The sequence below is a fragment of the Nonomuraea sp. B10E15 genome (assembly GCF_039871615.1).
Taxonomy (GTDB): Bacteria; Actinomycetota; Actinomycetes; order Streptosporangiales; family Streptosporangiaceae; genus Nonomuraea.
Genome location: NZ_JBDPMB010000004.1, coordinates 45,783 through 67,464, shown reverse-complemented (window position 1 = coordinate 67,464; position 21,682 = coordinate 45,783). Strand labels below are relative to the sequence as shown.

Genomic DNA, 21,682 nt, shown 5'->3' with positions numbered 1-21,682 from the left:
ATCAGCTCCGCAGATCGCGTACGGCGGCCAGGTAGGCCCGGATGGCGTCGCGGTTGCGGGCGAGGCAGTCGATACGCTGCTGGATGCGCTCCGCCTCGGCCTCCAGGAGGCCGGCGAGCTCGGGCGTGAGGCATTCCGGGTGCAGGTGGATCCCGCCGGGCCCGTCGAGGAACGGGAGGATGCGGCGGATGATCTCCGTCGTGAGCCCCGAGTCGAGCAGGCCGCGGATCTGCTGGACCCGGTGCACGGCCGAGGGCGGGTAGACGCGGTAGCCGTTGTCCGCGCGTTCCGGGTGGAGGAGGTCCTGCTCCTCGTAGTAGCGCAGCATGCGCGTGTGGACGCCGGTGCGCCGGGAGAGTTCCCCGATTCTCATGGCAGGCCTCGGTCCGCTGGGATTTGCCTTCACACTGATGTGAAGGTTTCAGCCTAGTCCTATGGCTGATGGGATGCGTGGCGGGAGAATGCCGTGGCCGGGACTGCTGGCGTTGTTCGCGGCGGCGTTCACGGCGGTGATGACGGAGTTGCTGCCCGCCGGGCTGCTGCCGCAGATCGGAGCGGCGCTGGAGGTGCCGGAAGGGCGGGCCGGGTTCCTGGTGACGGCGTACGCGGTGGCGTCGTTCCTGGCGGCGATCCCGCTGACGGCGCTGCTGCGGCGCTTCCCCCGGCGGCCGGTGCTGGTGGGGACGCTGGTGGGGTTCGCCGCGTGCAACGCGGCGACCGCGCTGTCCTCGTCGTACGCGGTGACGTTCGGGGTCCGGGTGCTGGCCGGTGCGATGGGCGGGATCCTGTGGGCGATGCTGGTCGGTTACGCGGCGCGGATGGTGCCGCCCGAGCGGCGGGGGCGGGCGATCGCGATCGTCTCCGCCGGGATCACGGTGGCGTTGTGCGCGGGCATCCCGGCGGGTGCGGCGCTGGCCGGGATGTTCGGATGGCGGGCCGCGTTCGGCGCGCTGGCCGTCGCGGCGGTCGTCCTGGTGGGGTGGGTGCTGGCCACGGTCCCCGGCTTCCCCGGTGAAGTCGCGGCCGGACGCGTGCCGTTGCGGCGGGTCGCCGCCGTACCCGGGGTCCCGACGGTGCTGGGGGTGACGGTGCTGGTGCTGGTGGCGCACCAGGCGGTGTACACGTACCTGGCGCCGCTCGCCGCGCTGACCGGGGCCGGGCGGACGAGCGCGGTGCTGCTGGTGTTCGGCGTGGGGACGGTCGCGGGGATCTGGGTGGTGGGCGCGGTCATCGACCGGGCCCTGCGCGCGACGCTCGTGGCGGTGCTGGCCGTGGTGGCGGGGGCGATGGTCGTGCTGGGCGCGCTCGGGGGACCGGCCTCCCTGGCGGCGGTGGCGCTGTGGGGCGCGGCCTTCGGAGGCGTGCCGACGTTGCTGCAGACGGCGCTGGTGAACGCGTCGGGGCCGGAGAACGCCGACGTGGCCACCTCCATGCAGACCACGGTGTACAACGCCGGCATCGCAGGCGGGTCGCTGGCCGGCGGGCTGGTGCTGGAGGGCGCCGGCGCGGGCGCGCTGCCGTGGACGGCCCTGCCGCTGGTGGCGGTCGCCCTGGCGATCGTGCTCGCGGCGCGCCGGCACGCCTTCCCCGGCCGCCGGGCCGCTAGAGACCGTGCCTGGCCAGGGGCTCGACCAGTTCGCGCTCCTCGTACGACAGGTGGGACAGCAGGTTGTCGGTGAGCAGGTCCACGGCGGCGCGCAGGTTGCCGAGGCCGCCCGGTTCGGCGACGAAGGCCACGAGGGCGCGGTCGACCCGCTCGATGATCTCGTGGATGGCGTGGTGCTCCTCCTCCAGCCGGTCGAGCACGGGGACGAGGCCGGGCTCCGCGCTGCGCAGGCGCGGGAAGAGCGCGGTGTCCTCGGCCGAGTGGTGCAGGGTGAGGAGCCGGCAGTAGGACTCGCAGTACGCGCCCAGGGTCCAGTTGTTCTGCCGCATGGTGAGCGTGTTGATCTTCGAGCGGGCGGAGGCGGCGTCGAGCGTTCCCGCGGCGACCTGGTCGACCAGATCGCGCAGCTGGGCCAGCTCGGCGCGCAGGTGGTCGTGGACGTCGACGAGGTGCCGCCCGTCCGACTGCCGGTGCGGGGTGTGGCTCCTGGAGCGGTCGGGGCGGGGCGCGGTGGGGCGGGTGCTCTCGTCCCACACGCGGCCGTCCGTCAGCCGTACGCCGTCGTCGGGAGCGCCGTCCGGGCCGGCGGACACATGGGTGCCGTCCGTCTCGAGGGATGCCCGGGCGCCCTCCGGTCCGGCGGAGAGGTGGGCGCCGGCGGCTCGTTCCGCGGCGACGAGCTCGCGGACGGCGGGAGCGGTCTCGGCGGCGAAGCGCTCAATCCGGCGGGGGTCGCCGGCGAGGAGGGTGAAGACGCTGATGCCGTGGGTGAGGGCGAGCTCGGCGAGCTGGGCGGGCGGGAGCTCCTCGCCGAGGTTGAGCAGGCGGCGGATGTCGCGGGGCGAGCGGCCGGCCTCCTCGGCGGCCTCGTCGATGACGGCGTTGCCCTCGCCGAGCTTGCCGGTGGTCTGGAGGTGGGGGAGCGAGGGGAGCCAGCCGTCGGCCAGCCGGCCGGTGAGGCGGAGCATGCGGGGCTTGTACGCGCCGAGCCAGATGCCGATGTCGTGGGCCGGGCGCGGCCCCCGCCGCAGCCCCTCGACCTGGTGATACCGGCCGTCGAAGCGGATGCGGCCCGGGGCGTCGGTGTCCCAGGCCGCGCGGACGATCCGGATGCCCTCCTCCAGCGCGTCGACGGCCTGGCCGGGGGCCAGGCGGGGCGTGCCCATGGAGGCGATGGCGTCCCAGTAGCCGCCGGTGCCGAGGGCGAGCTCGAAGCGCCCGTGACTGAGCAGGTCGAGGCTGGCGGCTGCCTGGGCGAGCATGGCCGGCGGGCGCAGCGGCAGCGGGTGCACGTTGCCGGCCAGGCGGATGGTGCCGGTGGCGGCGGCCACGTAGGAGAGCAGTGTCCAGGTGTCGAGGAGGGCGGGCTGGTAGGGGTGGTCCTGGAAGGTGACCAGGTCGAGCCCGGCGCGTTCGGCCAGCTGGGCGGTGGCCACGACGGTGTCCGCGTGCTGGGCGTGCGGCACGATGTTGGCGCTGAAGAGCAGGTCGTGACCGTAGTCGGGCATGAGGCGGTCCCCCGGGGCAAATGGTTGGCATTGCGAACAGTTGAAAGTAAATTAGTTCGGATGGCAAACCACTGTCAATTAGACTCGTGCCGTGGTCATGACGAGACAGCCCGTGCTGGGGTTCACCGACGCGCTCGTGCGCCTGGCGCACCTGGTGCAGCAGGTGTTCGTCGAGGTCGGCAAGGAGCACGACCTGACGCCGCAGCAGGCCCAGCTGCTGTGCCTGCTGGTGGACGGGCCGGTGGGGATGACGGACCTGGCCCGCAGCCTCCACCTGGAGAAGTCGAGCCTGACCGGGCTCGTGGACCGTGCGGCCGGGCGCGGCCTGGTCGTGCGTACGCGCGACGCCCGCGACCGGCGCGCCTGCCGCATCGGGCTGAGCGGCGACGGCCGCCGGGTCGCGGTGCTGGCGCACGACGAGGTCGCCCGGCGCCTGGAGGCACTGGCGGCGGACCTGCCGGAGCAGGACAAGGAACTGCTGGTCTCGGCCATCGCCGGCATGCTGTCCGCGCGCGGCTCCCAGGGTGGCGGCTCCGGCGGGTGAACGCGGCCCTCAGGAAGGCGGCTCCGTCAGGCGAACGGGCCGCCCTCGGCTCCGGCGGGTGAACGGGCGCGTCAGGTGAAGACCTCGGAGAGGAACGCCGTCAGGGCCGCGGTCACCTCCGCGGGCCGTTCCAGCGGAGCCAGATGACCCGTGTCCGGCAGGTCGAGGCGGCGGGCCCCGGGGATGCCTTCCGCGAGCAGGCGGGAGACCTCCTGGATGCCGGGCACGTCGGACAGGCCGTTGATCACCAGGGCAGGCACGGCGACCTCGGGCAGGCGGGTGGCCGCGGGCGGGTCGAGGTGGCGTTCGGCTGACCTGGGGCCGGACCACGACCGTCGGAAAACCAGCCCGCACATCTCCACCGCCGCCGCCCACACCTCCTCGGAGAGGGCATCACGACCGCGGTCAGGGCCGGCGACCTGCCACAACGTGTGAGCCTCGGCCATCGCGCGCACGTCGGCGGGGTCGACGTGGCCTGCGGCGCCGGCGCGGTAGCGGGCCAGCCGGTCGGGCGGCACCGAGGTGTGCACGCGGTCGCGGGCCTGATCGAGCATCGCCCGCGGCCACCGGTGACCGGCCAGGCCCGAGCTGATCAGGGCGAGCGCGGCGACCCGGCCGGGGGCGGCGAGCGCGGCCTCCACGGCGTACGCGCCGCCCATCGAGCAGCCGATCAGGGCCGCCCGCTCGATCTTCATGGCGTCCATGACGGCGAGCAGGTCCTCGTGGTGGCAGACCTCGCCCTGGGCGTCGCCGGACCGGCCGTGGCCGCGCCAGTCGTAGCGGATCACGCGGTGGCGCCGCGACAGCGCCGCGAACTGGTGGTCCCACATGCGCATGTCGGCCACCCCCGCGTGCGCCAGGACCACGGTGCCCGCCGGCTTCCCGGGGCCCGCTTCTTCGCAGGCGATCTCGACGCCGCCGATCGTCACCATGCCGGGGACGCTACCGCGGGACGGTTGCGCGAGCGCGGCCGTTCGCCGTGGGCACAGCTGTGGGCACAGCCGCGGGAACGGCTCTTCGGGGGGAAACCCATCCCCCTCGCGGGGGAGCCCCGGCGGCGGCCCCGTCGGCAGAGTCGGTGCCATGAGAATCGTGATGGCGGGTGTCGCATGGACGGGTCTGTACGTGGCGTCGAAGGTCGTCTACGCCCTGGAGGGCAAGCTGGGCGTCACCGGCGGGCCACAGGTGTCGCCGGACAGCTACCTCGCCTACGGGCCCGGCCAGGTGGCGCTGGCGCAGTGGGGCAACGTGGCGTCCGGGGTGGTGATCATGGCGATCCTGCTGGCGGGACGGATCCGGTTCACGGGGCGCCTGCCGTACCTGGTGGTGCTCTGGGCGCACTGGGTCTGCACGGCGGTCGCCGCGGTGGGCGCGGTGGGGATGACGGGGGGCGCGCTGGTGACCGATCGCGGGGGCGCGCTCTTCGGCGCCTACTGCGCCGTGTGGGCGGTGCTGCTGTTCCTGGCCACGCGTGACGTACGCCGCGGGCACCACGCCCGGCGGCCGCTCGGGGAGCACCGGGCGAAAAGCGGTGGCCGCGCCCCGGCCCGACATCAGAAGATCGGAGACGTCCAGGACCGGTGACACCGACGGAGAGGGGTCCGTATGCGCACCTGCATGGCCAACGCCGCCGCTTCGAAGCGAGGGCCCGAGACGCCTCACTGACGGGGACCTGCTCGTCGGACCGCCGCGACGGCGGTGCGATGCGGCAGATCCCCCGCGGGCACGGTGCCGCCGGACCCATTCCGGCGCATGAGGCTCCTCGCCTGGAGCGGTCGCACGCGCACACGACCGTTTCCCTTCCTTCCGAGGAGCTCTTTTGCGTGCCCTCACCTCCGCGCGGCTCGGCGCGGACTTCACCAGACTCTGGGCCGCCTCCGCGGTCTCCAACCTCGGCGACGGCATCACCATGGCCGCCGGGCCGCTGCTCGTCGCCTCCCTCACGAACGACCCGGCGCTCGTCGCCGGCGCCGCCTTCGCCCAGCAACTGCCGTGGCTGCTCTTCGCGCTGATCAGCGGCGCGTACGCGGACCGGCTCGACCGGCGCAGGCTCATCGTCGCCGTCAACCTGCTGCGCGCCCTGGTGCTCGGCGCGCTGACCGTCTCCGTGGCCACGGGCACGACCGGCATCCCCGTCATCTACCTGGCGTTCTTCCTGCTCGGCACGGGTGAGACGCTCGCCGACACGGCCACCGCGGCGATGGTGCCCGCCGTCGTGGCGCCCGAGCGGCTCGCCGCCGCCAACGCGCGGCTGATGGCCACCTTCACCCTCGCCAACCAGTTCCTGGCCAAGCCGATCGGCGCGGGGTTGTTCGCCGCCGCGGCGGCCCTGCCGTTCGGGGTGGACGCGGTGTCGTTCGCGGTCGCGGCCGCGCTGGTGGCCACCGTACGGCCGGTGCCCGCGCAGCCGCGGGACGGCACCGGCGGGCTGCGCGCCGAGATCGCGGCCGGGCTGCGGTGGTTGTGGCGCCACCGCCTGATGCGCACGCTCGCGCTCAGCATGGGACTGGCCAACATCGTGTTCTGCGCGGCGTTCGCGGTCTTCGTGCTGTACGCGCGCGACCGGCTGCGGCTGGACGAGGTGGGTTACGGGCTGCTGCTCACCACGTTCGGCGTCGGCGGGCTGACCGGCACGGCGCTGGCGGTGCGGCTGCGGGCCAGGTTCGGGGCGACGGCCCTGTTGCGGGCGGGGCTGATCATCGAGGCCGGCACCCACGCCGCGCTGGCCGCCACGACTGCCCCGCTGGTCGCGGCGGCGGTGCTGGTCGTGTTCGGGATCCACACCATGGTGTGGGGCGTGGTCGCGACGACGTTGCGCCAGCAGGTCGTGCCCGCCCACTTGATGGGCCGGGTGAGCGGGGCCGGCGCGCTGATCGACGTCGGGGGCGCGGCGCTCGGATCGCTCCTGGGCGGGCTGCTGGCCCGGACCACGACGATCACGGCGCCCTACTGGCTGGCCGCCGCCGTCACGGCCGCCATCGCCGCAGCCGCGTGGCGGCCGCTCGCCGGGGCGAGGGCGCTGTGAACGCGTACGCGCTTCCCGGCGAGCTCAGAGCCGCGCTCGACCGGGAGCTCGCCCGCCACCCGGCGCACGACCTGGCTGACGCGGCGGCGCGGCTCACCGAGCGTTACCGCGCGGGCGCCGCCACCGGCGGCGTGCACCTGCGCGGCGAGGCCGACGTCGCCGCCTACGCCGCGGTCCGCATGCCCGCCACGTACGCCGCCACCGCCGCCGCCCTGCGCCGTGCGGCGGTGCCGGGATTCCTGCCCCGCAGCCACCTCGACGCCGGCGGCGGCACGGGGGCGGCCGTCTGGGCGGCGGCCACGACCTGGCCGTCCATCGAGGAGGTCACCGTCGTCGAACGCGACCCGCACGCCATCGGCCTGGGCCGCCGCCTGGCCCGCGCCTCGCCGGCGCTGAGCGGTGCCACGTGGCGGCGGGCGTCCGTCCGGCCGGGCCTCGACCGGCCCGCGGCCGACCTGGTCACCATGGCGTACGCCCTGGGCGAGCTCCCCCCGGAGGACCGCCCGGGGGCGGTGCGCTGGCTGGCCGCGGACGCCGCCATGGTGGTCGTCGTCGAGCCCGGCACCCCGTCCGGGTACGCCACCATCGCCGCCGCCCGGGAGATCCTGGCCGGACGCGGCATGACCATCGTCGCCCCCTGCCCCCACGACGGCCCCTGCCCGATCCGGCAGGGCGAGGACTGGTGCCACTTCTCCGTACGGCTGTCGAGGAGCGCGCTGCACCGCAGGGTCAAGGCGGGCACCCTCGGCTTCGAGGACGAGAGGTTCTCCTACGTGGCCGCCACGACGTCGCGGTGGCCCCGGGCCGGCGGCAGGGTCGTACGTCATCCGCGCAGTCGCAAGGGCATGGTGTCGCTGCGGGTGTGCACGGACGAGGAGGCGGTCCGCGACGTGACCGTGTCCAGACGCCAGGGCGGGCTCTACCGGCTGGCCAGGGACACCGGCTGGGGAGACGCCTGGCCGCGTGCCGGTGACGGAGGTGACGTGAGCTAGGAGGCGGGGTAGCGGCGGGGGACGGGAACCGCCGCCACCCCGTCGCCGCCCGTGCGCAGGAAGAGACGCCGGTCACATTCGCGGCGCCGATGTCACACTCACGGGGCGTACGGGCTCTGGGTCCGTGACAGCCGCAAGCCGCGCAGGGAGGAACGCCGCGATGTCCGACGAGCAGGCCACGCAGGTCTTCATCGACCACCGTGAGCTGCTGTTCTCCATCGTCTACAACATGCTCGGCAGCGTCGCCGACACGGAGGACGTGCTGCAGGAGACGTGGTTGTCCTGGGCCAGGCGGAGCGTGCCGTCGGCCGGTGAGCCGGTCGCCAGCCCGCGCGCCTACCTGGTGCGGATCGCGGTCAACGCGGCACTGGCCCGCCAGGCCAGCGTCAGCAGGCGGCGCGAGGAGTACGTCGGCCCGTGGCTGCCCGAGCCGTTCGTCACCGAGCGCGAGGACGCGGCCGACCCCGCGGTGCGGGCCGAGTCGGTGTCGATGGCCCTGTTCGTGGTGCTCCAGTCGCTCACCCCGCTCGAACGCGTCGTGTTCCTGCTGCACGAGGTGTTCGGCTACGCCCACACCGAGATCGCCGGGATCCTCGACCGTACGCCGCCGGCCGTGCGCCAGCTCGCCCACCGCGCCCGCGAGCACGTCCACGCCCGCCGTCCCCGCTACGACGTCGATCCAGGGGTGCGGCGCAAGGCCACGGAGAAGTTCCTGGCGGCGGTGTTCGGCGGCGATCTGGCGGCGCTGCTGCGGCTGCTGGCCCCCGACGTGACGTTGTGGTCGGACGGCGGAGGCAAGGCTCCCGCGCCCGCCCGCCTGCGTCCCGTCCGCGGCCGTGACAAGGTGGCCAGGCTCCTGGCCGCGGGCGCCGGGCGCGCACCGCAAGGGCTCGAGGTGCGTCACCGGGAGATCAACGGTGACCCGTCGGCCGTGCTGTTCGACGGCGACGCGCCGTTCGGCATGATGGTGCTGGACCTGACCCCCGACGGCGAGCAGGTGGCCGGCATCTACGCCGTCACCAACCCCGACAAGCTGGTACGGATCACCGACGGAAATCCGGAAAGATCCGATACCGACCGTCCGGGCACGCCATCCTGTGAGGGTGCAGACGACTGACCTCCTTCACGCCTTTTACGCCCGGCGCCTGCGCCGGCAGGTCATGGCGGGCCCGCTCCCCGGCCACGTCGGCCTGATCATCGACGGCAACCGGCGCTGGGCCAAGCAGAAGGGCCTGGCGCATCCGGGCCTCGGCCACAAAGCCGGTGCCGAGCACATCGCCGACGTCATGGCGTGGTGCGAGGGGCTGGGCATCAAGCATCTGACCGTGTTCCTCTGCTCGACGGAGAACCTCCAGCGCCGCGGCGACGAGGAGGTGGCCTCCCTGCTGGGCGTGATCGAGCGCATGGTCGCCGAGCAGCTCGACCGGCCGGACGCCCGCTGGCAGGTCCACGTCGCCGGCATGCTCGACATGTTGCCCGACACCACGGCCCGCGCCCTCAAGAGCGCCGTCGAGGCGACCCGCACGTGCGCCACCGGCTTCCACCTCACCCTCGCCATCGGGTACGGCGGCCGCCAGGAGGTCGTCGACGCCCTGCGCGAGCTGCTGTACGAGCGGGCCGAGTCGGGACAGTCCATGGTGGACCTGGCCGCCACGCTGACCGTCGACGACATCGCCCCGCACCTGTACACCGCCGGGCAGCCCGACCCCGACCTGGTGATCCGTACCAGCGGGGAGCAGCGCATGTCGAACTTCCTGCTCTGGCAGTCGGCCTACTCCGAGCTGTACTTCTGTGAGGCGTACTGGCCCGCCTTCCGCGAGATCGACTTCCTGCGCGCGCTGCGGAGTTTCGCGGCGCGGCAACGCCGCTACGGAGGGTGAAAAACCTGTTGCCCGGCACGCGCGGCGATGCTGAGGTGTCCGGGTGAACAATGACGACGTGCTGGCCCTGTTCGACCGGCAACTGCGGCGGGAGGCCCGCCCCGACGGGCCGGGGATGCGGGTCGAGCGGGCGGGCGGCGTGGTGCGCCAGACCGGCCTCGCGCACGGCTGGAACGGCGTGTTGTGGTCCGGCCTCGACGAGCAGGACGCGGACGCGGAGATCGCCGGGCAGGTGCGGCACTTCGGGTCGCTGGGGCTGGCGTTCGAGTGGAAGCTGTACGCCCACGACCGCCCCGCCGACCTCGGCGACCGGTTGCTGGCGGCCGGGTTCACCGCCGAGCCCGAGGAGACGGTCATGGTGGCCGAGTCCGCCGCGATCGCAGCGGGCCCGCCCGCCGAGCCGGAGGGCGTACGCCTGGTCCCGGTGACCGGCGCCGACGGGGTGGAGCTGATGGCCGGCGTGCACGACCGGGCGTTCGGCCTCGTCGGGGAGCGCCACGGCGACCACCTCAGGAGGCAGCTCCTCGACCGGCTCGCGGCCGGCACGCTCAACGCCGTGCTCGCCCTGGCCGGCGACGAGCCGGTCAGCGCGGCCCGGCTGGATCCGTATCCCGGCACCGGCTTCGCCGGGCTGTGGGGCGGCGGCACCGTGCCCGGATGGCGCGGGCGGGGCGTCTACCGCGCGCTGGTCGCGTGGCGTGCCCGCGAGGCGGTCGCGCTCGGCCACCCCTACCTGCAGGTGGACGCGTCCAGCCAGAGCCGTCCCATACTCGAGCGGCTGGGATTCGCCGCGCTCACCACCACGACGCCGTACACGCATCCTTGACTAGGGTGGGTGGGCCACACCCCGTCACCCGCGAGGAGACCTGCACGTGCCCGGAACGAACCCGCGCGAGCTCGGCCTGCTGGCCGACTGCGAGAGCTGCTTCGGGCTGTGCTGCGTGGCGCTGCCGTTCTCGGCCTCGGCCGACTTCGCCGCCGACAAGGACGCCGGGCAGCCCTGCCGCAATCTGCGCGACGACTTCCGCTGCTCCATCCACGACCGGCTCAGGCAGAGCGGCTTCGCCGGCTGCACGGTCTTCGACTGTTTCGGGGCGGGGCAGAAGGTCTCGCAGGTCACGTTCGAGGGCACGAGCTGGCGGGAGGCGCCGGGCACGGCCCGGCTGATGTACTCCGTGTTCCCGATCATGCGGCAGCTGCACGAGCTGCTGTGGTATCTGGCGGAGGCGCTGGCGCTCGACGCCGCCCGGCCGGTGCACGCGGAGCTGGCCGAGGCCCTCGCCGCGACCGAGCGCCTCACCCTGCGCAGCGCCGGCGAGCTGGAGAAGGTCGACGTGGAGGCGGAGCGGGTGCGCGTCAACACGCTGCTGCTGCGGGTCAGCGAGCTGGTCAGGGCGGGCCGTGCCGGCAAGGATCACCGAGGAGCCGACCTGATCGGCGCCCGCCTGCGCGGCGCCGACCTGCGCGCGGCCAGCCTGCGAGGGGCGTACCTGATCGGGGCCGACCTGAGGGGAGCCGACCTGCGCGAGGCCGACCTCATCGGGGCCGATCTGCGCGGCGCCGACCTGTCGGGGGCCGACCTCGACGGCGCTCTCTTCCTCACCCAGCCCCAGCTCGACTCCGCCAGGGGCGACCGGGCGACCCGCCTGCCCGCCGCGCTCACCCGACCGGCGCACTGGTCCGCCCCGCAGGACCGGCCGTCCCGGCCGCGTGCAAGGGGCGGGGGAAGAGCGCGCGGCGCCGGCCGTCGCCGCTGATCACCACCGCTGACCGTCGCCCGGTACCTCGCCCGGCCGGGGTGCTGCCGGGGAGGACGGGAGCCCGCGCGGCGGGCGCCCGCGCCGGGCCGGGAGTGCCCGCGTTCAGGCGGGGCCGGTCGTGTCGCCGAGGGATTCCAGCAGGGCGCGCAGCGCGTCGGCGAGGTCGTCGCGCCGCTCCTCCGGCAGCGCGGCGAGCACACGCTGCTCCGTCGCGATGTGGTGCGGCAGCACTTCGTCGATCAACGTGCGCCCCTCGTCCGTGAGGGTCACGTGGACGCCGCGCCCGTCCAGGTCGCTCGGGGCGCGCCTCACCAGGCCGCGCGCCTCCAGGCGGTCGAGCCGCTGCGTGACGGCCCCCGAGGTGACCATGGACGCGCGCATCAGCACGGCGGGCGTCAGCCGGTGCGGGGGATCGCTGCGGCGCAGCGTGGCCAGCACGTCGAACGAGGCCGGGTCGAGCCCGTGGGCGTCGAAGGTGCGGCGCAGCTCGGCGGTGATCAGCCGCGACAGCCGCGACAGCCGGCCGATGACCGCCATCGGGGAGACGTCCAGGTCAGGGCGCTGGGCGGCCCACTGTTTGAGCACGAGGTCGACGTGATCTGCCACTCTTCCAGCCTAGCGATGTCTTAGCGGTGAGGTACATCACCTAGGCAAGTATCTTAGTGGTGAGCTACTTTGTCTTAGTGCTAAGAAATCAAACGGGAATCGTGTTGCTGACCGCGTTGACCCCCTCCATCTGGGGGACGACCTACCTGGTCACCACCGAGTTGCTGCCGCCCGGCCGGCCCTTGCTCGCGGCGCTGATCCGGGCCCTGCCCGCCGGGCTGCTCCTCCTGGCGATCACCCGGCGCCTGCCGAAGGGGATCTGGTGGTGGCGCTCGCTGGTGCTGGGGGCGCTGAACATCGGGGTGTTCTTCGCGCTGCTGTTCGTGGGCGCCTACCGCCTGCCCGGCGGGGTGGCCGCGACCGTCGGGGCCGTCCAGCCCCTGCTCGTCGCGCTGCTGTCGGCCGGGCTGCTCGCCGAGCGCCTGTCCCTGCGCACCGCGCTGGCCGCCGTGGCGGGCGTGGCGGGAGTCGGCCTGCTCGTGCTCCGCGCCGACGCGCGCCTCGACGCGCTCGGCGTCGCCGCTGCCCTCGGCGGCGCCGCCGTCATGGCCACCGGTGTCGTGCTGAGCAAGCGGTGGCGCTCGCCCGCGCCGCTGCTGGCCACCACCGGCTGGCAACTCGTCGCCGGCGGCCTGCTGCTGCTTCCCGTGGCCCTGCTCGTCGAAGGGCCGCCGCCCGCCGTCCTCACGACCGCCAACCTCGCCGGGTACGCCTATCTCGCCGTCATCGGCTCCGCCTTCGCCTACGCCCTGTGGTTCTGGGGACTGGGACGGCTGTCGGCGACCCAGGTGACGTTCCTCGGCCTGCTCAGCCCCGTGGTCGCCACCGCGCTCGGCTGGCTGGTGCTCGGCCAGGCTCTCACCGCCGCCCAGGCGTTCGGCGCGGTCGTCGTCCTGGCCGCGCTCGTCGCCGCCCAGCTCCGCCCCGCGCGGCCGCGGCCGGCGCAGGCCGTGCTCGCAGGTAAGGAATCCTGACCGCCATGCGCATCACCCTCTTCGGCGCAGCCGGAGCCGTCGGCACCAGGACGCTGGCCGAGGCGCTGTCGCGCGGCCACGACGTCACCGCCGTCGTCCGCGACCCCGCCCGCCGTCCGCTGCCGCACTCCGGCGCGAAGATCCGCCGCGGCGACGCGTCGGACATCGGCGACGTCGCCGCGCTCAGCGCCGGGCAGGATCTGGTCATCAGCGCCACCCGACCCGGGCCCGGCCGCGAGCACGAGCTGGTGACCGCCGCCGAGTCCCTGCTGGCCGGGGTCTCGGTGACCGGCGTGCGGCTGCTGCTCGTCGGCGGCGCGGCCGGGCTGACCGTGCCCGGCACGGGCGGGCTCACCGTCGTCGACGCCCCGGACTTCCCGCCCTCCTGGCGGCCCATCGCGCTGGCCTGCGAAGCCCAGCTCGCCGCCTGCCGCACGGCGCCGCGCGCCGACTGGACCTACCTGAGCCCGCCGGCGCTGCTGGAGCCGGGCGAGCGCACCGGCCGTTACCGGCTCGGCGCCGACGAGTTGCTGGTCGGCGCGGACGGCCGCTCGGTGATCTCCATGGAGGACCTCGCCGTGGCGCTCCTCGACGAGGCCGAGCGCCCCCGGCATCGCCGGCGCAGGTTCACGGTGGCGTACTGACGCCGCGGCCCGGCGGCGGGCCGCCGTTAGAGTCGTGAACCACGCCCCCGTGATCCCGCTGAGGAGAGCCGCATGACCGTCGCCGCGTACACCGTGACCGATCCCGTCGCCGAGCACGGCGAGGGGCCCGTGTGGTCCAGCCGCTGGGGCGGGCTGCGCTGGGTCGACATGCTCGCCGGTGACGTGCTCGCGCTGGACGCCGGCGGAGGGGTACGCCGCCGGCACGCGGGGGCGCTCGCCGCCGTCGTACGGCCCCGCGTCTCCGGCGGCTACGTGGTCGCGGCCGAGCGCGAGCTGCTCCTGGCCGACTCCGACGACCTCGACGCCCCGCTGCGTTCCCTGGGCGAGGCGTGGACCGACCCCTCCATCCGGATGAACGAGGGCGGCTGCGACCCCGACGGCCGCTTCTACATCGGCAGCATGGCCTACGACACCACCCCGGGGCGCGGCTCGTTCTACGTGGCCGGGCCGGACGGGGAGCTGCGCGTGGTGCTGCCAGGAGTGACGATCTCCAACGGGTTCGACTTCAGCCCCGACGGGAGCCTGGCCTACTACGCCGACACCGAGACCGGCCGCGTGGACGTGCTCGACTACACCCCTGACGGCGGGCTGAGCGGGCGCCGGCCCTTCGCGGTCGTCGACCCGGACCAGGGGGCGCCCGACGGGCTGACCGTGGACGCCGAGGGCGGGGTGTGGGTGGCGCTCTGGCAGGGCGGGGCCGTGCACAGGTACGACGCGGGAGGCCGGCTCGACGCGGTCGTCACCCTGCCCGTACGCAAGGTCACGGCGGTGGCGTTCGGCGGCGACGGCCTCGACCGGCTGTTCATCACGACCTCCGCGCTCGACGTCGACAGGGGCGAGCAGCCCGCCGCGGGCGCGCTCTTCGCCGCCGACCCGGGCGTGCGCGGCCGCCCGGTCCTGCCCGCCGCCCTCTGATCCTCCGGCTTGCGTAACCGTCCCTCTCTAGGCTAAAACCTAGGAGGCATAGGTTGGCGGAGCGGAGGTGGCCCATGGCGCGTGCCGGACTGACCGCCGACCGGGTGACGGAGGCGGCGGCCGACCTGGCCGACGTGGTCGGGTTCGACAACATCACGCTGTCCGCGCTGGCGCGCGGCTTCGGCGTCGCCGACGCGAGCCTCTACTCCCACGTCAGGAACATGCGCGACCTGCGCACCCGCGTGGCGGTGCGCGCCGCGGGCGAGCTCGCCGACCGCCTCGCCACGGCGACGGCGGGCCGGGCGGGCAAGGAGTCGCTGGCGGGGTTCGCCAACGCGTGGCGCGACTTCGCGCGCGACTGTCCCGGCCGCTACCAGGCCACCCAGATGGCCCTGGCCCCCGAGGCCGTCGCCGGGTCTACCGGCCATCAGCGGATCATGGCCATCACGTACGCCCACCTGGGCGCGTACGGGCTGCCGGAGCCCGACCTGACCGATGCCATCCGCCTGTTGCGCAGCACGTACCAGGGGTTCTTCGCCATCGAGGCGAGCAGCGGGTTCGGCCATCCGCGCGACCTGCAGGCCTCGTGGGAGAAGATCCTCGACGCGCTCGACAACGCGCTCACCCACTGGCGCGTGTCCTCCTAGCGCCATTCCGTACGCAAGGGAAGAAGCATGAAACCGATCACCCGGGTCGCGCCTACCTGGTCGCCGAGCGCGGCGGCGACCTGGTCGGCGTCACCCTGCGCCTGGCGCCGTCGCCAACCTGGACGCCTTCCTCGCCAAGGTGCTGGACGGCAGCGTGTCGTGACGTTGGCGGGGGCGGCGTCCAGCTCTCGCCGGCGGACGGGAAGGGCCGCCCGCGGCCTCGGCCGGCTTCCCGTCGCGGCCACCGTCGCCACCTGAGCGGGCGGTGCGCGATGGGGCGCCGGCGTGAACGTCGCCCATGGCTTGGACCGCGCGTCCGTGCCTTCCGGTTCCCTCGGCGAACGACTTTCCGGGTTCGCATCCGAATGGTCCTCACGTTGCCGCACGCCCAGTATCGAGATACTCTCACCATCCCGATGTCATCATCATGTGAATGGTCGAGGAGCGGCGATGACCGAGGTGCCCCGGATGGACCTGAGCGACCCCGCGGTGCTGGCAAACCCGCTCACCGCGTTCTCCCAGGTGCGTGAGCTGTCGCCCGTGGTGCGGCTGGCCGCGCCCGGGTTCGGCCCGTTCTGGGCCGTGACGCGGCGCGCGGAGGCCAGGGCCATGCTCAGCGACCCGCGCCTGAAGACCAGCGTGGACAGCTACCCGCAGTTCGACGTGCCCGAGCACTGCCGGCGGTACATGCGCACCATGTCCGTGCTGAACGGCTCCGAGCACTCCCGGCTGCGCCGGCTCGTCGCTCCCGCGTTCACGCCGCGCAAGGCCGCCGCGTCCAGGCCCCGCATGGAGCGGATCGCCGGCCGCCTCCTCGACGAGCTGCCCGGGCACGCCGCCGCGGACGGCGCCGTCGACCTGCTGGCCCACTTCGCGCGGCCCCTGCCGATCGAGGTGATCTGCGAGCTGGTCGGCATCCCCGCCGCCGACCGCCCCCGCTGGCGCGGGTACGGCGCCGCCGTCGCCGCCGGGCACGGCCAGGGCCTGCGGGAGGCCGTCCCGGCCATCATGGAGGGCGCCACGGCGGCCGTCGCCCGCGGCATCGCCGAGCCCGGCGACGACCTGGTCTCCGACCTCGCCCGCGTCATGGAGGAGGGCGGCGACCGGCTCAGCGAGGTCGAGCTGGTCACCATGGTCTGGCAGCTGGTCCTGGCCGGCCAGACGCCTGCCAACCTCATCGCCAACGCCGTGCTCACCCTGCTCGGCCACCCCGAGCAGCTCGCCGCCCTGCGCGCCGGCCCGGAGCTCATGCCGCGCGCCGTCGAGGAGCTGACGCGCTGGTGCGGCCCCCAACTGCTGACGATCCCGCGCTTCCCCGCCGAGGACGTCGAGATCGGCGGCGTGCTCATCCCGAGAGGAGAGCCCGTCACCGCCGCGATCGCCGCCGCCAACCGGGACCCCCGCGCGTTCGACGATCCCGGCACGTTCGACATCCGGCGGGAGGCGTCCGGTCACCTCGGGTTCGCGCACGGCCCCCACTTCTGCGCCGGCGCCTCGCTGGCCCGGGTGCAGACGGGCGCCGCGCTCGGCGCGCTGCTGCGCCGCTTCCCCGACCTGGCGCTCGCCGGCGACGTCGCGTACACCCCCGACCCGGGCACGCTGCGCCTGGCCTCCCTGCCCGTGACGCTGCGCCCGAACGGCTGAGGCGCCCGATGACCCGCACAGGCAGGCGCGAGAACCAGCTGGGCTGCTCGTTCTGCGGCAAGCGGCAGGACGAGGTGCGCAAGCTCATCGCGGGCCCGCCGTCCGTGTACATCTGCGAGGCGTGCGTGGCCGTCTGCACCGAGCTGATCGCCGAGGAACGCGCGGACGGCGGCGAGACCGCCAGGGACTTCCCCAAGCCCCGGGAGATCCACGCGTTCCTGGATCAGTACGTGATCGGCCAGGAACCGGCCAAGAAGACGCTCGCGGTCGCGGTGCACAACCACTACAAGCGCCTGAGCGCACCCGCCGGGGCGGAGCCCGTCGAACTCGGCAAGTCCAACGTGCTGCTGGCCGGCCCCACCGGCAGCGGAAAGACGCACCTGGTGCGCACGCTCGCGCGAATGCTCGACGTGCCCTTCGCGATCGTCGACGCCACCGCCCTCACCGAGGCCGGATACGTCGGAGAAGACGTCGAGAACGTGCTGCTCTCGCTCATCCGGGCGGCCGGCGACGACCTCGTCCGCGCCGAGACCGGCATCGTCTACATCGACGAGATCGACAAGATCGCCCGCAAGGGCGAGAACCCGTCGATCACGCGCGACGTCTCCGGCGAGGGCGTCCAGCAGGCCCTGCTGAAGATCATCGAGGGCGCGGTCGCGTCCGTCCCGCCGCAGGGCGGCAGGAAGCACCCGCACCAGGACGTCCTCCAGCTCGACACGGCCGGCGTGCTCTTCATCGCCGGCGGCGCGTTCCCCGGCCTGGAGGAGATCGTCGAGCGGCGCGTCGCCCGCCGGCGTTCGGGGTTCGGCGCCACGCCACCCGGCGCGGACGAGGACGTCCTGTCCCGGCTCATGCCGCAGGACCTGGTGGCGTACGGGCTGATCCCCGAGCTCGTCGGCCGGCTCCCCGTGGTGACGACGCTGCGGCCGCTCGACCGCGCGGCGCTGACGCGGATGCTCACCGAGCCGCGCAATGCGCTGATCAGGCAGTACCGCAGGCTGTTCGAACTCGACGGGGTCGAGCTCGAGTTCGAGGAGGATGCCGTGGCCGCCGTCGCCGAGCAGGCGCTGCTGCGCCGCACCGGTGCCAGGGCCGCCCGGGCGATCCTCGAGGAGGTGCTGCTCAACGTGATGTACGAGGTGCCGGGCCGGGACGACGTGGCCCGCGTCGTGGTCACCCGCGACACGGTCCTCGCCAACGTCAACCCGACCCTCGTGCCGCGCAGCCACCACGACGGCGAACCGCGCGAGAAATCCGCCTGAGCCCCGCGCCGGGCGGCCACCAGGCGGTGCCTGACCCCCGTTCAGGCCTGCGCGGGCGGGTTGTCCGCGCCGTCGAAGATGCGGCAGATCATCACCGTCGGCGGCCCGGCGGTCTCCGCGTACGGCTCGCTGTCGTCGCGCGGCTCGTAGCCGAGTTTCCTGGCCGAGGCGAGATCCCAGTGCCGCCGGGTGTTGGCCGACATGCCGAAGTGCACGCTCCACCCGGGGCCGGCCGTCAGCGCCGCCAGCAGCAGCGCGCCCGCGTCCCGGCCGGACAGCCACATGCCCAGGTACCTCGCCTCGTCCAGCGCGTAGCCGGTCGAGCCGAGCCGCAGGCAGACCACGGAAGCGCCGGTCAGCTCCGCGTGCAGCCGGCCGAGGTTCTCCGTGACGACCTTGCTGAGCCCGTACGCGCAGCAGGGCCGGGGTTCCCACGCAGGGTCCACCGGACGGTGCTCCGGCCGGTTGTACTCACCCATGGCGTGCACCGTGCTGGCCAGCACCACCCGCGGCACGCCCTGTCCGGCGGCGGCGTCGAGCACGCGGCGGGTGAGCGCCACGTTGGCGCGGTAGACCTCCTCCCACGTCGCGTGCGGCCTGGGGTCGCCCGCGAGGTGGACCAGCCCCGACGCCCCGGCCAGCGCCCGCTCGGCCACCCCCGGCTCGGCCAGGTCGGCCACCATGGACTCCTCGCCGGGCAGGGTCGCCCCGGCCACCCGGTCGACGACGCGCAGCCGGTGCTCCGCCAGCAGCGCGGGCCGCACCAGGCTGCCCACCCGCCCGAAACCGCCAGTGATCACCACAGGACCCATGCCGTGCCCCCGTTCCGCTCTCCACCTCGACTGTAGGCCGGTGATCAGGGGACGGACAGGACCTTTGCGACAGGGATCTGCTAGCGTGACCATCCCCGAACGGACCGGCCAGGGAGGTGAGACCCATTACCGCTGTGACAGGCTGGGTGCTCCCCTTCCCGGCCAGGCGGACCACCGGGACCAGGTGACCGCGGGAGCGCCCATCGGCATCCCGGAAGGCTTCCATGTCTGCTTTCTCGTCACCCGTCCAGACCGCTGAGACCGTCACGAGGCTGCGCGCCGCAGGATGCGTGTTCGCCGAGGACGAGGCGGCATTGCTCCTCTCCACCGCGTCGACCCCCGAGGTCCTGGCCGGCATGGTCGCCAGGCGGGTCGCCGGCGAGCCGCTCGAACACGTGCTGGGCTGGGCGGAGTTCTGCGGCCTGCGCGTCGTCGTCGAGCCGGGGGTGTTCGTGCCCCGGCCGCGCACGGAGTTCCTCGTCCGCCGGGCCGTCGCGCTGGCCCGCGCGGCCGCCGGCCCGCCCGTGATCCTCGACCTGTGCTGCGGCACGGGCGCGATGGGGGCAGCGGTGATCGCCGAGCTCGCCGGCGCCGGGGGAGGCGGGGCCGAGGTGCACGCCGCCGACCTCGACCCGGCCGCCGTGCGCTGTGCGCGGCGCAACCTCCCGGGCGCGCACGTCCACGAGGGCGACCTGTTCGAGCCGCTGCCCTCGTCGTTGCGCGGCCGGGTCGGCCTCCTCATCGCCAGCCCGCCGTACGTGCCGTCGGGGTCGATCGGCCTGCTGCCGTCCGAGGCCCGGCTGCACGAGCCGCTGACGGCGCTCGACGGAGGAGGCGACGGCCTCGACGTCGCCCGGCGGGTGATCGCCGGGGCGCCGCGGTGGCTGGCGCCGGGCGGCCACCTGCTGATCGAGACGAGCGAACGCCAGGCGGAGGCCACCGCCGCGGCCGTGGCGGGCGCCGGGCTGCGCGCCCGTGTCGAGCGTTCGGAGAAACTGGACGCCACCGCCGTCATCGGCACCCGCCCCTGACCCCGCACACCTGACCGGCGACGTGCGGGAGGCGCGTGAAGCGGCGTCGACGGCATTGGGCGCCGGGGCCGGTCCACGGATAATCGGTGGGTCATCGTCGAAGGAGGACGCGCGTGCGGAAGTTATCGATGGTCGCCGTGATGCTGGCCGGCCTGGCCGTCCCCGCCGGGGGCGCCGCCGCGACGCCCGGCGACTACTGGGTCGCCGGAGGGGACCAGACGGGCAGGAGACTGCTGGCCTTCGATCCCGCCGTCACCGACTGGAACAGCTCGGCGGCCGTGAAGTGGTCGTGGGAGCCGAGCGTCACGCCCGGCCGCTTCTCCGGCGACGAGGTGTCGGCGTTCGGGCTCATCGCCGACTTCAAGCTGCGTACGAGGCCGTCCGGCGCGCAGAGCGTCGTCGTCGCGGCCGTCGTGTCCTATCCGGAGGGGCTCCGCCAGTGGGCACGGATCCTGCCGGGCAACCTGCACGCCGCCGAGCTGTTGCCCGACGGCAACATCGCGGTCGCCGCCTCCACCGGCGGCTACGTCAGGGTGTACGCGTCCTCGCAGGGGCCGAACGCGGCCACGTACGCCGAGTTCAGGCTGACCGACGCGCACGCCGCCCTGTGGGACCCGGCGATCAGGCGGTTGTGGGTCATCGGCCAGGACCCCGCGTCCGGGCAGCACATCCTGGCGGCGCTCGCCGTGGAGGGCACCACCGCCCGGCCGACGCTGCGCGAGGACATCCAGCGCAGGGCGGTCCTGCCGACCGGCGGCGGGCACGACGTGTACGGCCACGCCACCGACCCCGGCAAGCTCTGGCTCACCACGGGCTCGGCCGCCTACCTGTACGACAAGGCCACCAGGACCTTCGACGGAGACCTGCCGGGCGGCGCCAACCGGGCCGCGGTGAAGTCCATCGGCAACCAGCCGTCCGGGCAGATCGTGCAGACCAGGCCCGACTCCTCCAAGACGCCGCCGGGCGCGTGCACCGACAGCACCTGGTGCACCGACACCGTCGACTTCTTCGCGCCCGCCATGACGCGCAGGCGCACGGGCGCGGCCTTCTACAAGGCGCGCGTGTGGAGCCCGTACTACGGCGTCGCCGACCAGAGCCTGCGCGGCACGGTGTGGGGGCGCACCCGCAGCCCCTCGGGCTCCTGGGCTTCCGACGCGACCGAGATCGACGCGAACGGCGGTATCTCCGACGTGGCCGTGGCGGCGTTGCCGGACGGCAGCCTGCATGTGCAGACGCTGGTGCCGGGGGCGGGGGTCTGGGACCGCACGCGGAGAGCCGGTGGCCGCTGGGCGGGCTCCGTCAAGATCGACGAGAACGGCGCCGTGCACGCGCTCTCGGCCGCCGGGCTGCCCGACGGCACGCTCCAGGTGCAGACCGCGGTGCCGGGCGCGGGAGTGTGGAACCGCTCGCGCAGTACGGCCGGGGCGTGGGCCAGTTCGGTGAAGATCGACGCCAACGGGTCGGTGACCGCCCTGTCGAGCGCCGCTCTGCCGGACGGCGGGCTGGAGGTGCAGACCGTGGTGCCCGGGTCCGGGGTGTGGAACCGGTCGCGCAGCGCGGCCGGGGCCTGGGCCGGCGCGGCGGTGAAGGCCGACGGCGACGCCGACGTCCTGCACGTCTCGGCCGCGGTGCTCGGCGACGGCACCCTGCACCTCCTCACGCTTCCTGACATTTCTTGATCCAAGGAAGATATGCGGCACGGGCGCCGGGAAAAGGGGAATTTCCCTGATTTCTGTGGTGACGTGCGAGTTTGGCGTCCGTGGACTTCCCTGGTGATCCGCGATTTCATGTCCTCCGTCGATTTCGCTCGA

General features: G+C 74.1%; 22 protein-coding genes. 17 read left to right on the top strand and 5 right to left on the bottom strand.

Going from position 1 to position 21,682, the window contains the following annotated elements:
• Position 1: 1 nt before the first annotated feature.
• Positions 2-373, bottom strand: coding sequence for a MerR family transcriptional regulator (locus ABGB14_RS15890; protein WP_347644415.1), 372 nt, complete (start codon positions 371-373; stop codon positions 2-4).
• A 61-nt stretch (positions 374-434) separates the two neighbouring features.
• Here ABGB14_RS15890 and ABGB14_RS15885 point away from each other — a divergent pair, with 61 nt between their 5' ends.
• Positions 435-1,679, top strand: coding sequence for an MFS transporter (locus ABGB14_RS15885; RefSeq protein WP_347644414.1), 1,245 nt, complete (start codon positions 435-437; stop codon positions 1,677-1,679).
• On the opposite strand, the gene ABGB14_RS15880 is transcribed toward ABGB14_RS15885, so the two are convergent.
• Positions 1,603-3,114 carry an LLM class flavin-dependent oxidoreductase gene (locus ABGB14_RS15880; RefSeq protein ID WP_347644413.1) on the bottom strand — a complete coding sequence of 504 codons (1,512 nt, stop codon included), beginning with the start codon at positions 3,112-3,114 and terminating at the stop codon, positions 1,603-1,605. The two genes, ABGB14_RS15885 and ABGB14_RS15880, sit on opposite strands and share 77 nt — an antisense overlap.
• A gap of 97 nt (positions 3,115-3,211) precedes the next feature.
• On the opposite strand from ABGB14_RS15880, the gene ABGB14_RS15875 reads away from it, so the two are divergent.
• Complete coding sequence (locus ABGB14_RS15875) at positions 3,212-3,658, top strand: MarR family transcriptional regulator (protein WP_347644779.1); 447 nt, start codon at positions 3,212-3,214, stop codon at positions 3,656-3,658.
• Between the two features lie 71 nt (positions 3,659-3,729).
• Here ABGB14_RS15875 and ABGB14_RS15870 read toward each other — a convergent pair whose 3' ends face one another.
• A complete protein-coding gene (locus ABGB14_RS15870) occupies positions 3,730-4,590 on the bottom strand; it encodes an alpha/beta fold hydrolase (RefSeq protein WP_347644412.1) in 861 nt (286 codons plus the stop codon).
• 151 nt (positions 4,591-4,741) lie between these two features.
• Here ABGB14_RS15870 and ABGB14_RS15865 point away from each other — a divergent pair, with 151 nt between their 5' ends.
• From ABGB14_RS15865 to ABGB14_RS15835, 7 genes are all read left to right on the top strand, one after another.
• Positions 4,742-5,242 (top strand): hypothetical protein, encoded by a 501-nt coding sequence (locus ABGB14_RS15865; RefSeq protein ID WP_347644411.1) that lies wholly within the window; start codon positions 4,742-4,744, stop codon positions 5,240-5,242.
• Positions 5,243-5,477: 235 nt separating this feature from the next.
• Positions 5,478-6,683 (top strand): MFS transporter, encoded by a 1,206-nt coding sequence (locus ABGB14_RS15860; protein ID WP_347644410.1) that lies wholly within the window; start codon positions 5,478-5,480, stop codon positions 6,681-6,683.
• Positions 6,680-7,675: a small ribosomal subunit Rsm22 family protein gene (locus ABGB14_RS15855; protein ID WP_347644409.1), complete on the top strand. Its 996-nt coding sequence runs from the start codon at positions 6,680-6,682 to the stop codon at positions 7,673-7,675. Before ABGB14_RS15860 ends, ABGB14_RS15855 begins: the two co-directional genes overlap by 4 nt.
• Positions 7,676-7,835: 160 nt before the next feature.
• Positions 7,836-8,792, top strand: a complete 957-nt coding sequence (gene sigJ, locus ABGB14_RS15850) for an RNA polymerase sigma factor SigJ (RefSeq protein WP_347644408.1) — start codon at positions 7,836-7,838, stop codon at positions 8,790-8,792.
• Positions 8,779-9,555 carry a polyprenyl diphosphate synthase gene (gene uppS, locus ABGB14_RS15845; protein ID WP_347644407.1) on the top strand — a complete coding sequence of 259 codons (777 nt, stop codon included), beginning with the start codon at positions 8,779-8,781 and terminating at the stop codon, positions 9,553-9,555. Before sigJ ends, uppS begins: the two co-directional genes overlap by 14 nt.
• 43 nt (positions 9,556-9,598) lie before the next feature.
• Positions 9,599-10,381, top strand: coding sequence for a GNAT family N-acetyltransferase (locus ABGB14_RS15840; RefSeq protein WP_347644406.1), 783 nt, complete (start codon positions 9,599-9,601; stop codon positions 10,379-10,381).
• A 46-nt stretch (positions 10,382-10,427) separates the two neighbouring features.
• Positions 10,428-11,312 (top strand): pentapeptide repeat-containing protein, encoded by an 885-nt coding sequence (locus ABGB14_RS15835; RefSeq protein ID WP_347644405.1) that lies wholly within the window; start codon positions 10,428-10,430, stop codon positions 11,310-11,312.
• Between the two features lie 105 nt (positions 11,313-11,417).
• Here the strand turns inward: ABGB14_RS15835 and ABGB14_RS15830 are convergent, their stop codons facing one another.
• Positions 11,418-11,921: a MarR family transcriptional regulator gene (locus ABGB14_RS15830; protein ID WP_347644404.1), complete on the bottom strand. Its 504-nt coding sequence runs from the start codon at positions 11,919-11,921 to the stop codon at positions 11,418-11,420.
• 101 nt (positions 11,922-12,022) lie between these two features.
• On the opposite strand from ABGB14_RS15830, the gene ABGB14_RS15825 reads away from it, so the two are divergent.
• The 6 genes from ABGB14_RS15825 (at position 12,023) to clpX (ending at position 18,028) form a co-directional block, all read left to right on the top strand.
• Complete coding sequence (locus tag ABGB14_RS15825) at positions 12,023-12,895, top strand: EamA family transporter (protein ID WP_347644778.1); 873 nt, start codon at positions 12,023-12,025, stop codon at positions 12,893-12,895.
• Between the two features lie 5 nt (positions 12,896-12,900).
• Positions 12,901-13,539, top strand: coding sequence for an NAD(P)H-binding protein (locus ABGB14_RS15820; protein ID WP_347644403.1), 639 nt, complete (start codon positions 12,901-12,903; stop codon positions 13,537-13,539).
• A 72-nt stretch (positions 13,540-13,611) separates the two neighbouring features.
• Positions 13,612-14,475 carry an SMP-30/gluconolactonase/LRE family protein gene (locus ABGB14_RS15815; protein WP_347644402.1) on the top strand — a complete coding sequence of 288 codons (864 nt, stop codon included), beginning with the start codon at positions 13,612-13,614 and terminating at the stop codon, positions 14,473-14,475.
• A 74-nt stretch (positions 14,476-14,549) separates the two neighbouring features.
• Positions 14,550-15,122, top strand: a complete 573-nt coding sequence (locus tag ABGB14_RS15810) for a WHG domain-containing protein (protein ID WP_347644401.1) — start codon at positions 14,550-14,552, stop codon at positions 15,120-15,122.
• A gap of 450 nt (positions 15,123-15,572) precedes the next feature.
• On the top strand, positions 15,573-16,766 hold the full coding sequence (locus ABGB14_RS15805) for a cytochrome P450 (protein WP_347644400.1): 1,194 nt from the start codon (positions 15,573-15,575) through the stop codon (positions 16,764-16,766).
• Between the two features lie 8 nt (positions 16,767-16,774).
• Positions 16,775-18,028, top strand: a complete 1,254-nt coding sequence (gene clpX / locus ABGB14_RS15800; protein WP_347644399.1) for an ATP-dependent Clp protease ATP-binding subunit ClpX — start codon at positions 16,775-16,777, stop codon at positions 18,026-18,028.
• Between the two features lie 41 nt (positions 18,029-18,069).
• On the opposite strand, the gene ABGB14_RS15795 is transcribed toward clpX, so the two are convergent.
• On the bottom strand, positions 18,070-18,828 hold the full coding sequence (locus tag ABGB14_RS15795) for an NAD(P)-dependent oxidoreductase (protein ID WP_347644398.1): 759 nt from the start codon (positions 18,826-18,828) through the stop codon (positions 18,070-18,072).
• A gap of 236 nt (positions 18,829-19,064) precedes the next feature.
• Here ABGB14_RS15795 and ABGB14_RS15790 point away from each other — a divergent pair, with 236 nt between their 5' ends.
• Together ABGB14_RS15790 and ABGB14_RS15785 are read left to right on the top strand one after the other, a co-directional pair.
• Positions 19,065-19,871 carry a putative protein N(5)-glutamine methyltransferase gene (locus ABGB14_RS15790; RefSeq protein ID WP_347644397.1) on the top strand — a complete coding sequence of 269 codons (807 nt, stop codon included), beginning with the start codon at positions 19,065-19,067 and terminating at the stop codon, positions 19,869-19,871.
• Between the two features lie 113 nt (positions 19,872-19,984).
• Entirely contained in the window at positions 19,985-21,550 is a 1,566-nt protein-coding gene (locus ABGB14_RS15785) for a DUF6528 family protein (protein WP_347644396.1), read from the top strand.
• Positions 21,551-21,682: the final 132 nt, after the last annotated feature.

Bases quoted from the DNA above. Each gene is read 5' to 3' on its own strand.
- ABGB14_RS15885 (WP_347644414.1), top strand. From the start codon at position 435: ATGGCTGATGGGATGCGTGGCGGGAGAATGCCGTGGCCGGGACTGCTG.
- ABGB14_RS15865 (WP_347644411.1), top strand. From the start codon at position 4,742: ATGAGAATCGTGATGGCGGGTGTCGCATGGACGGGTCTGTACGTGGCG.
- clpX (WP_347644399.1), top strand. From the start codon at position 16,775: ATGACCCGCACAGGCAGGCGCGAGAACCAGCTGGGCTGCTCGTTCTGC.
- ABGB14_RS15810 (WP_347644401.1), top strand. From the start codon at position 14,550: ATGGCGCGTGCCGGACTGACCGCCGACCGGGTGACGGAGGCGGCGGCC.
- ABGB14_RS15880 (WP_347644413.1), bottom strand. From the start codon at position 3,114: ATGCCCGACTACGGTCACGACCTGCTCTTCAGCGCCAACATCGTGCCG.
- ABGB14_RS15870 (WP_347644412.1), bottom strand. From the start codon at position 4,590: ATGGTGACGATCGGCGGCGTCGAGATCGCCTGCGAAGAAGCGGGCCCC.
- ABGB14_RS15790 (WP_347644397.1), top strand. From the start codon at position 19,065: ATGTCTGCTTTCTCGTCACCCGTCCAGACCGCTGAGACCGTCACGAGG.
- sigJ (WP_347644408.1), top strand. From the start codon at position 7,836: ATGTCCGACGAGCAGGCCACGCAGGTCTTCATCGACCACCGTGAGCTG.
- ABGB14_RS15815 (WP_347644402.1), top strand. From the start codon at position 13,612: ATGACCGTCGCCGCGTACACCGTGACCGATCCCGTCGCCGAGCACGGC.
- ABGB14_RS15890 (WP_347644415.1), bottom strand. From the start codon at position 373: ATGAGAATCGGGGAACTCTCCCGGCGCACCGGCGTCCACACGCGCATG.
- ABGB14_RS15875 (WP_347644779.1), top strand. From the start codon at position 3,212: ATGACGAGACAGCCCGTGCTGGGGTTCACCGACGCGCTCGTGCGCCTG.
- ABGB14_RS15805 (WP_347644400.1), top strand. From the start codon at position 15,573: ATGACCGAGGTGCCCCGGATGGACCTGAGCGACCCCGCGGTGCTGGCA.
- ABGB14_RS15820 (WP_347644403.1), top strand. From the start codon at position 12,901: ATGCGCATCACCCTCTTCGGCGCAGCCGGAGCCGTCGGCACCAGGACG.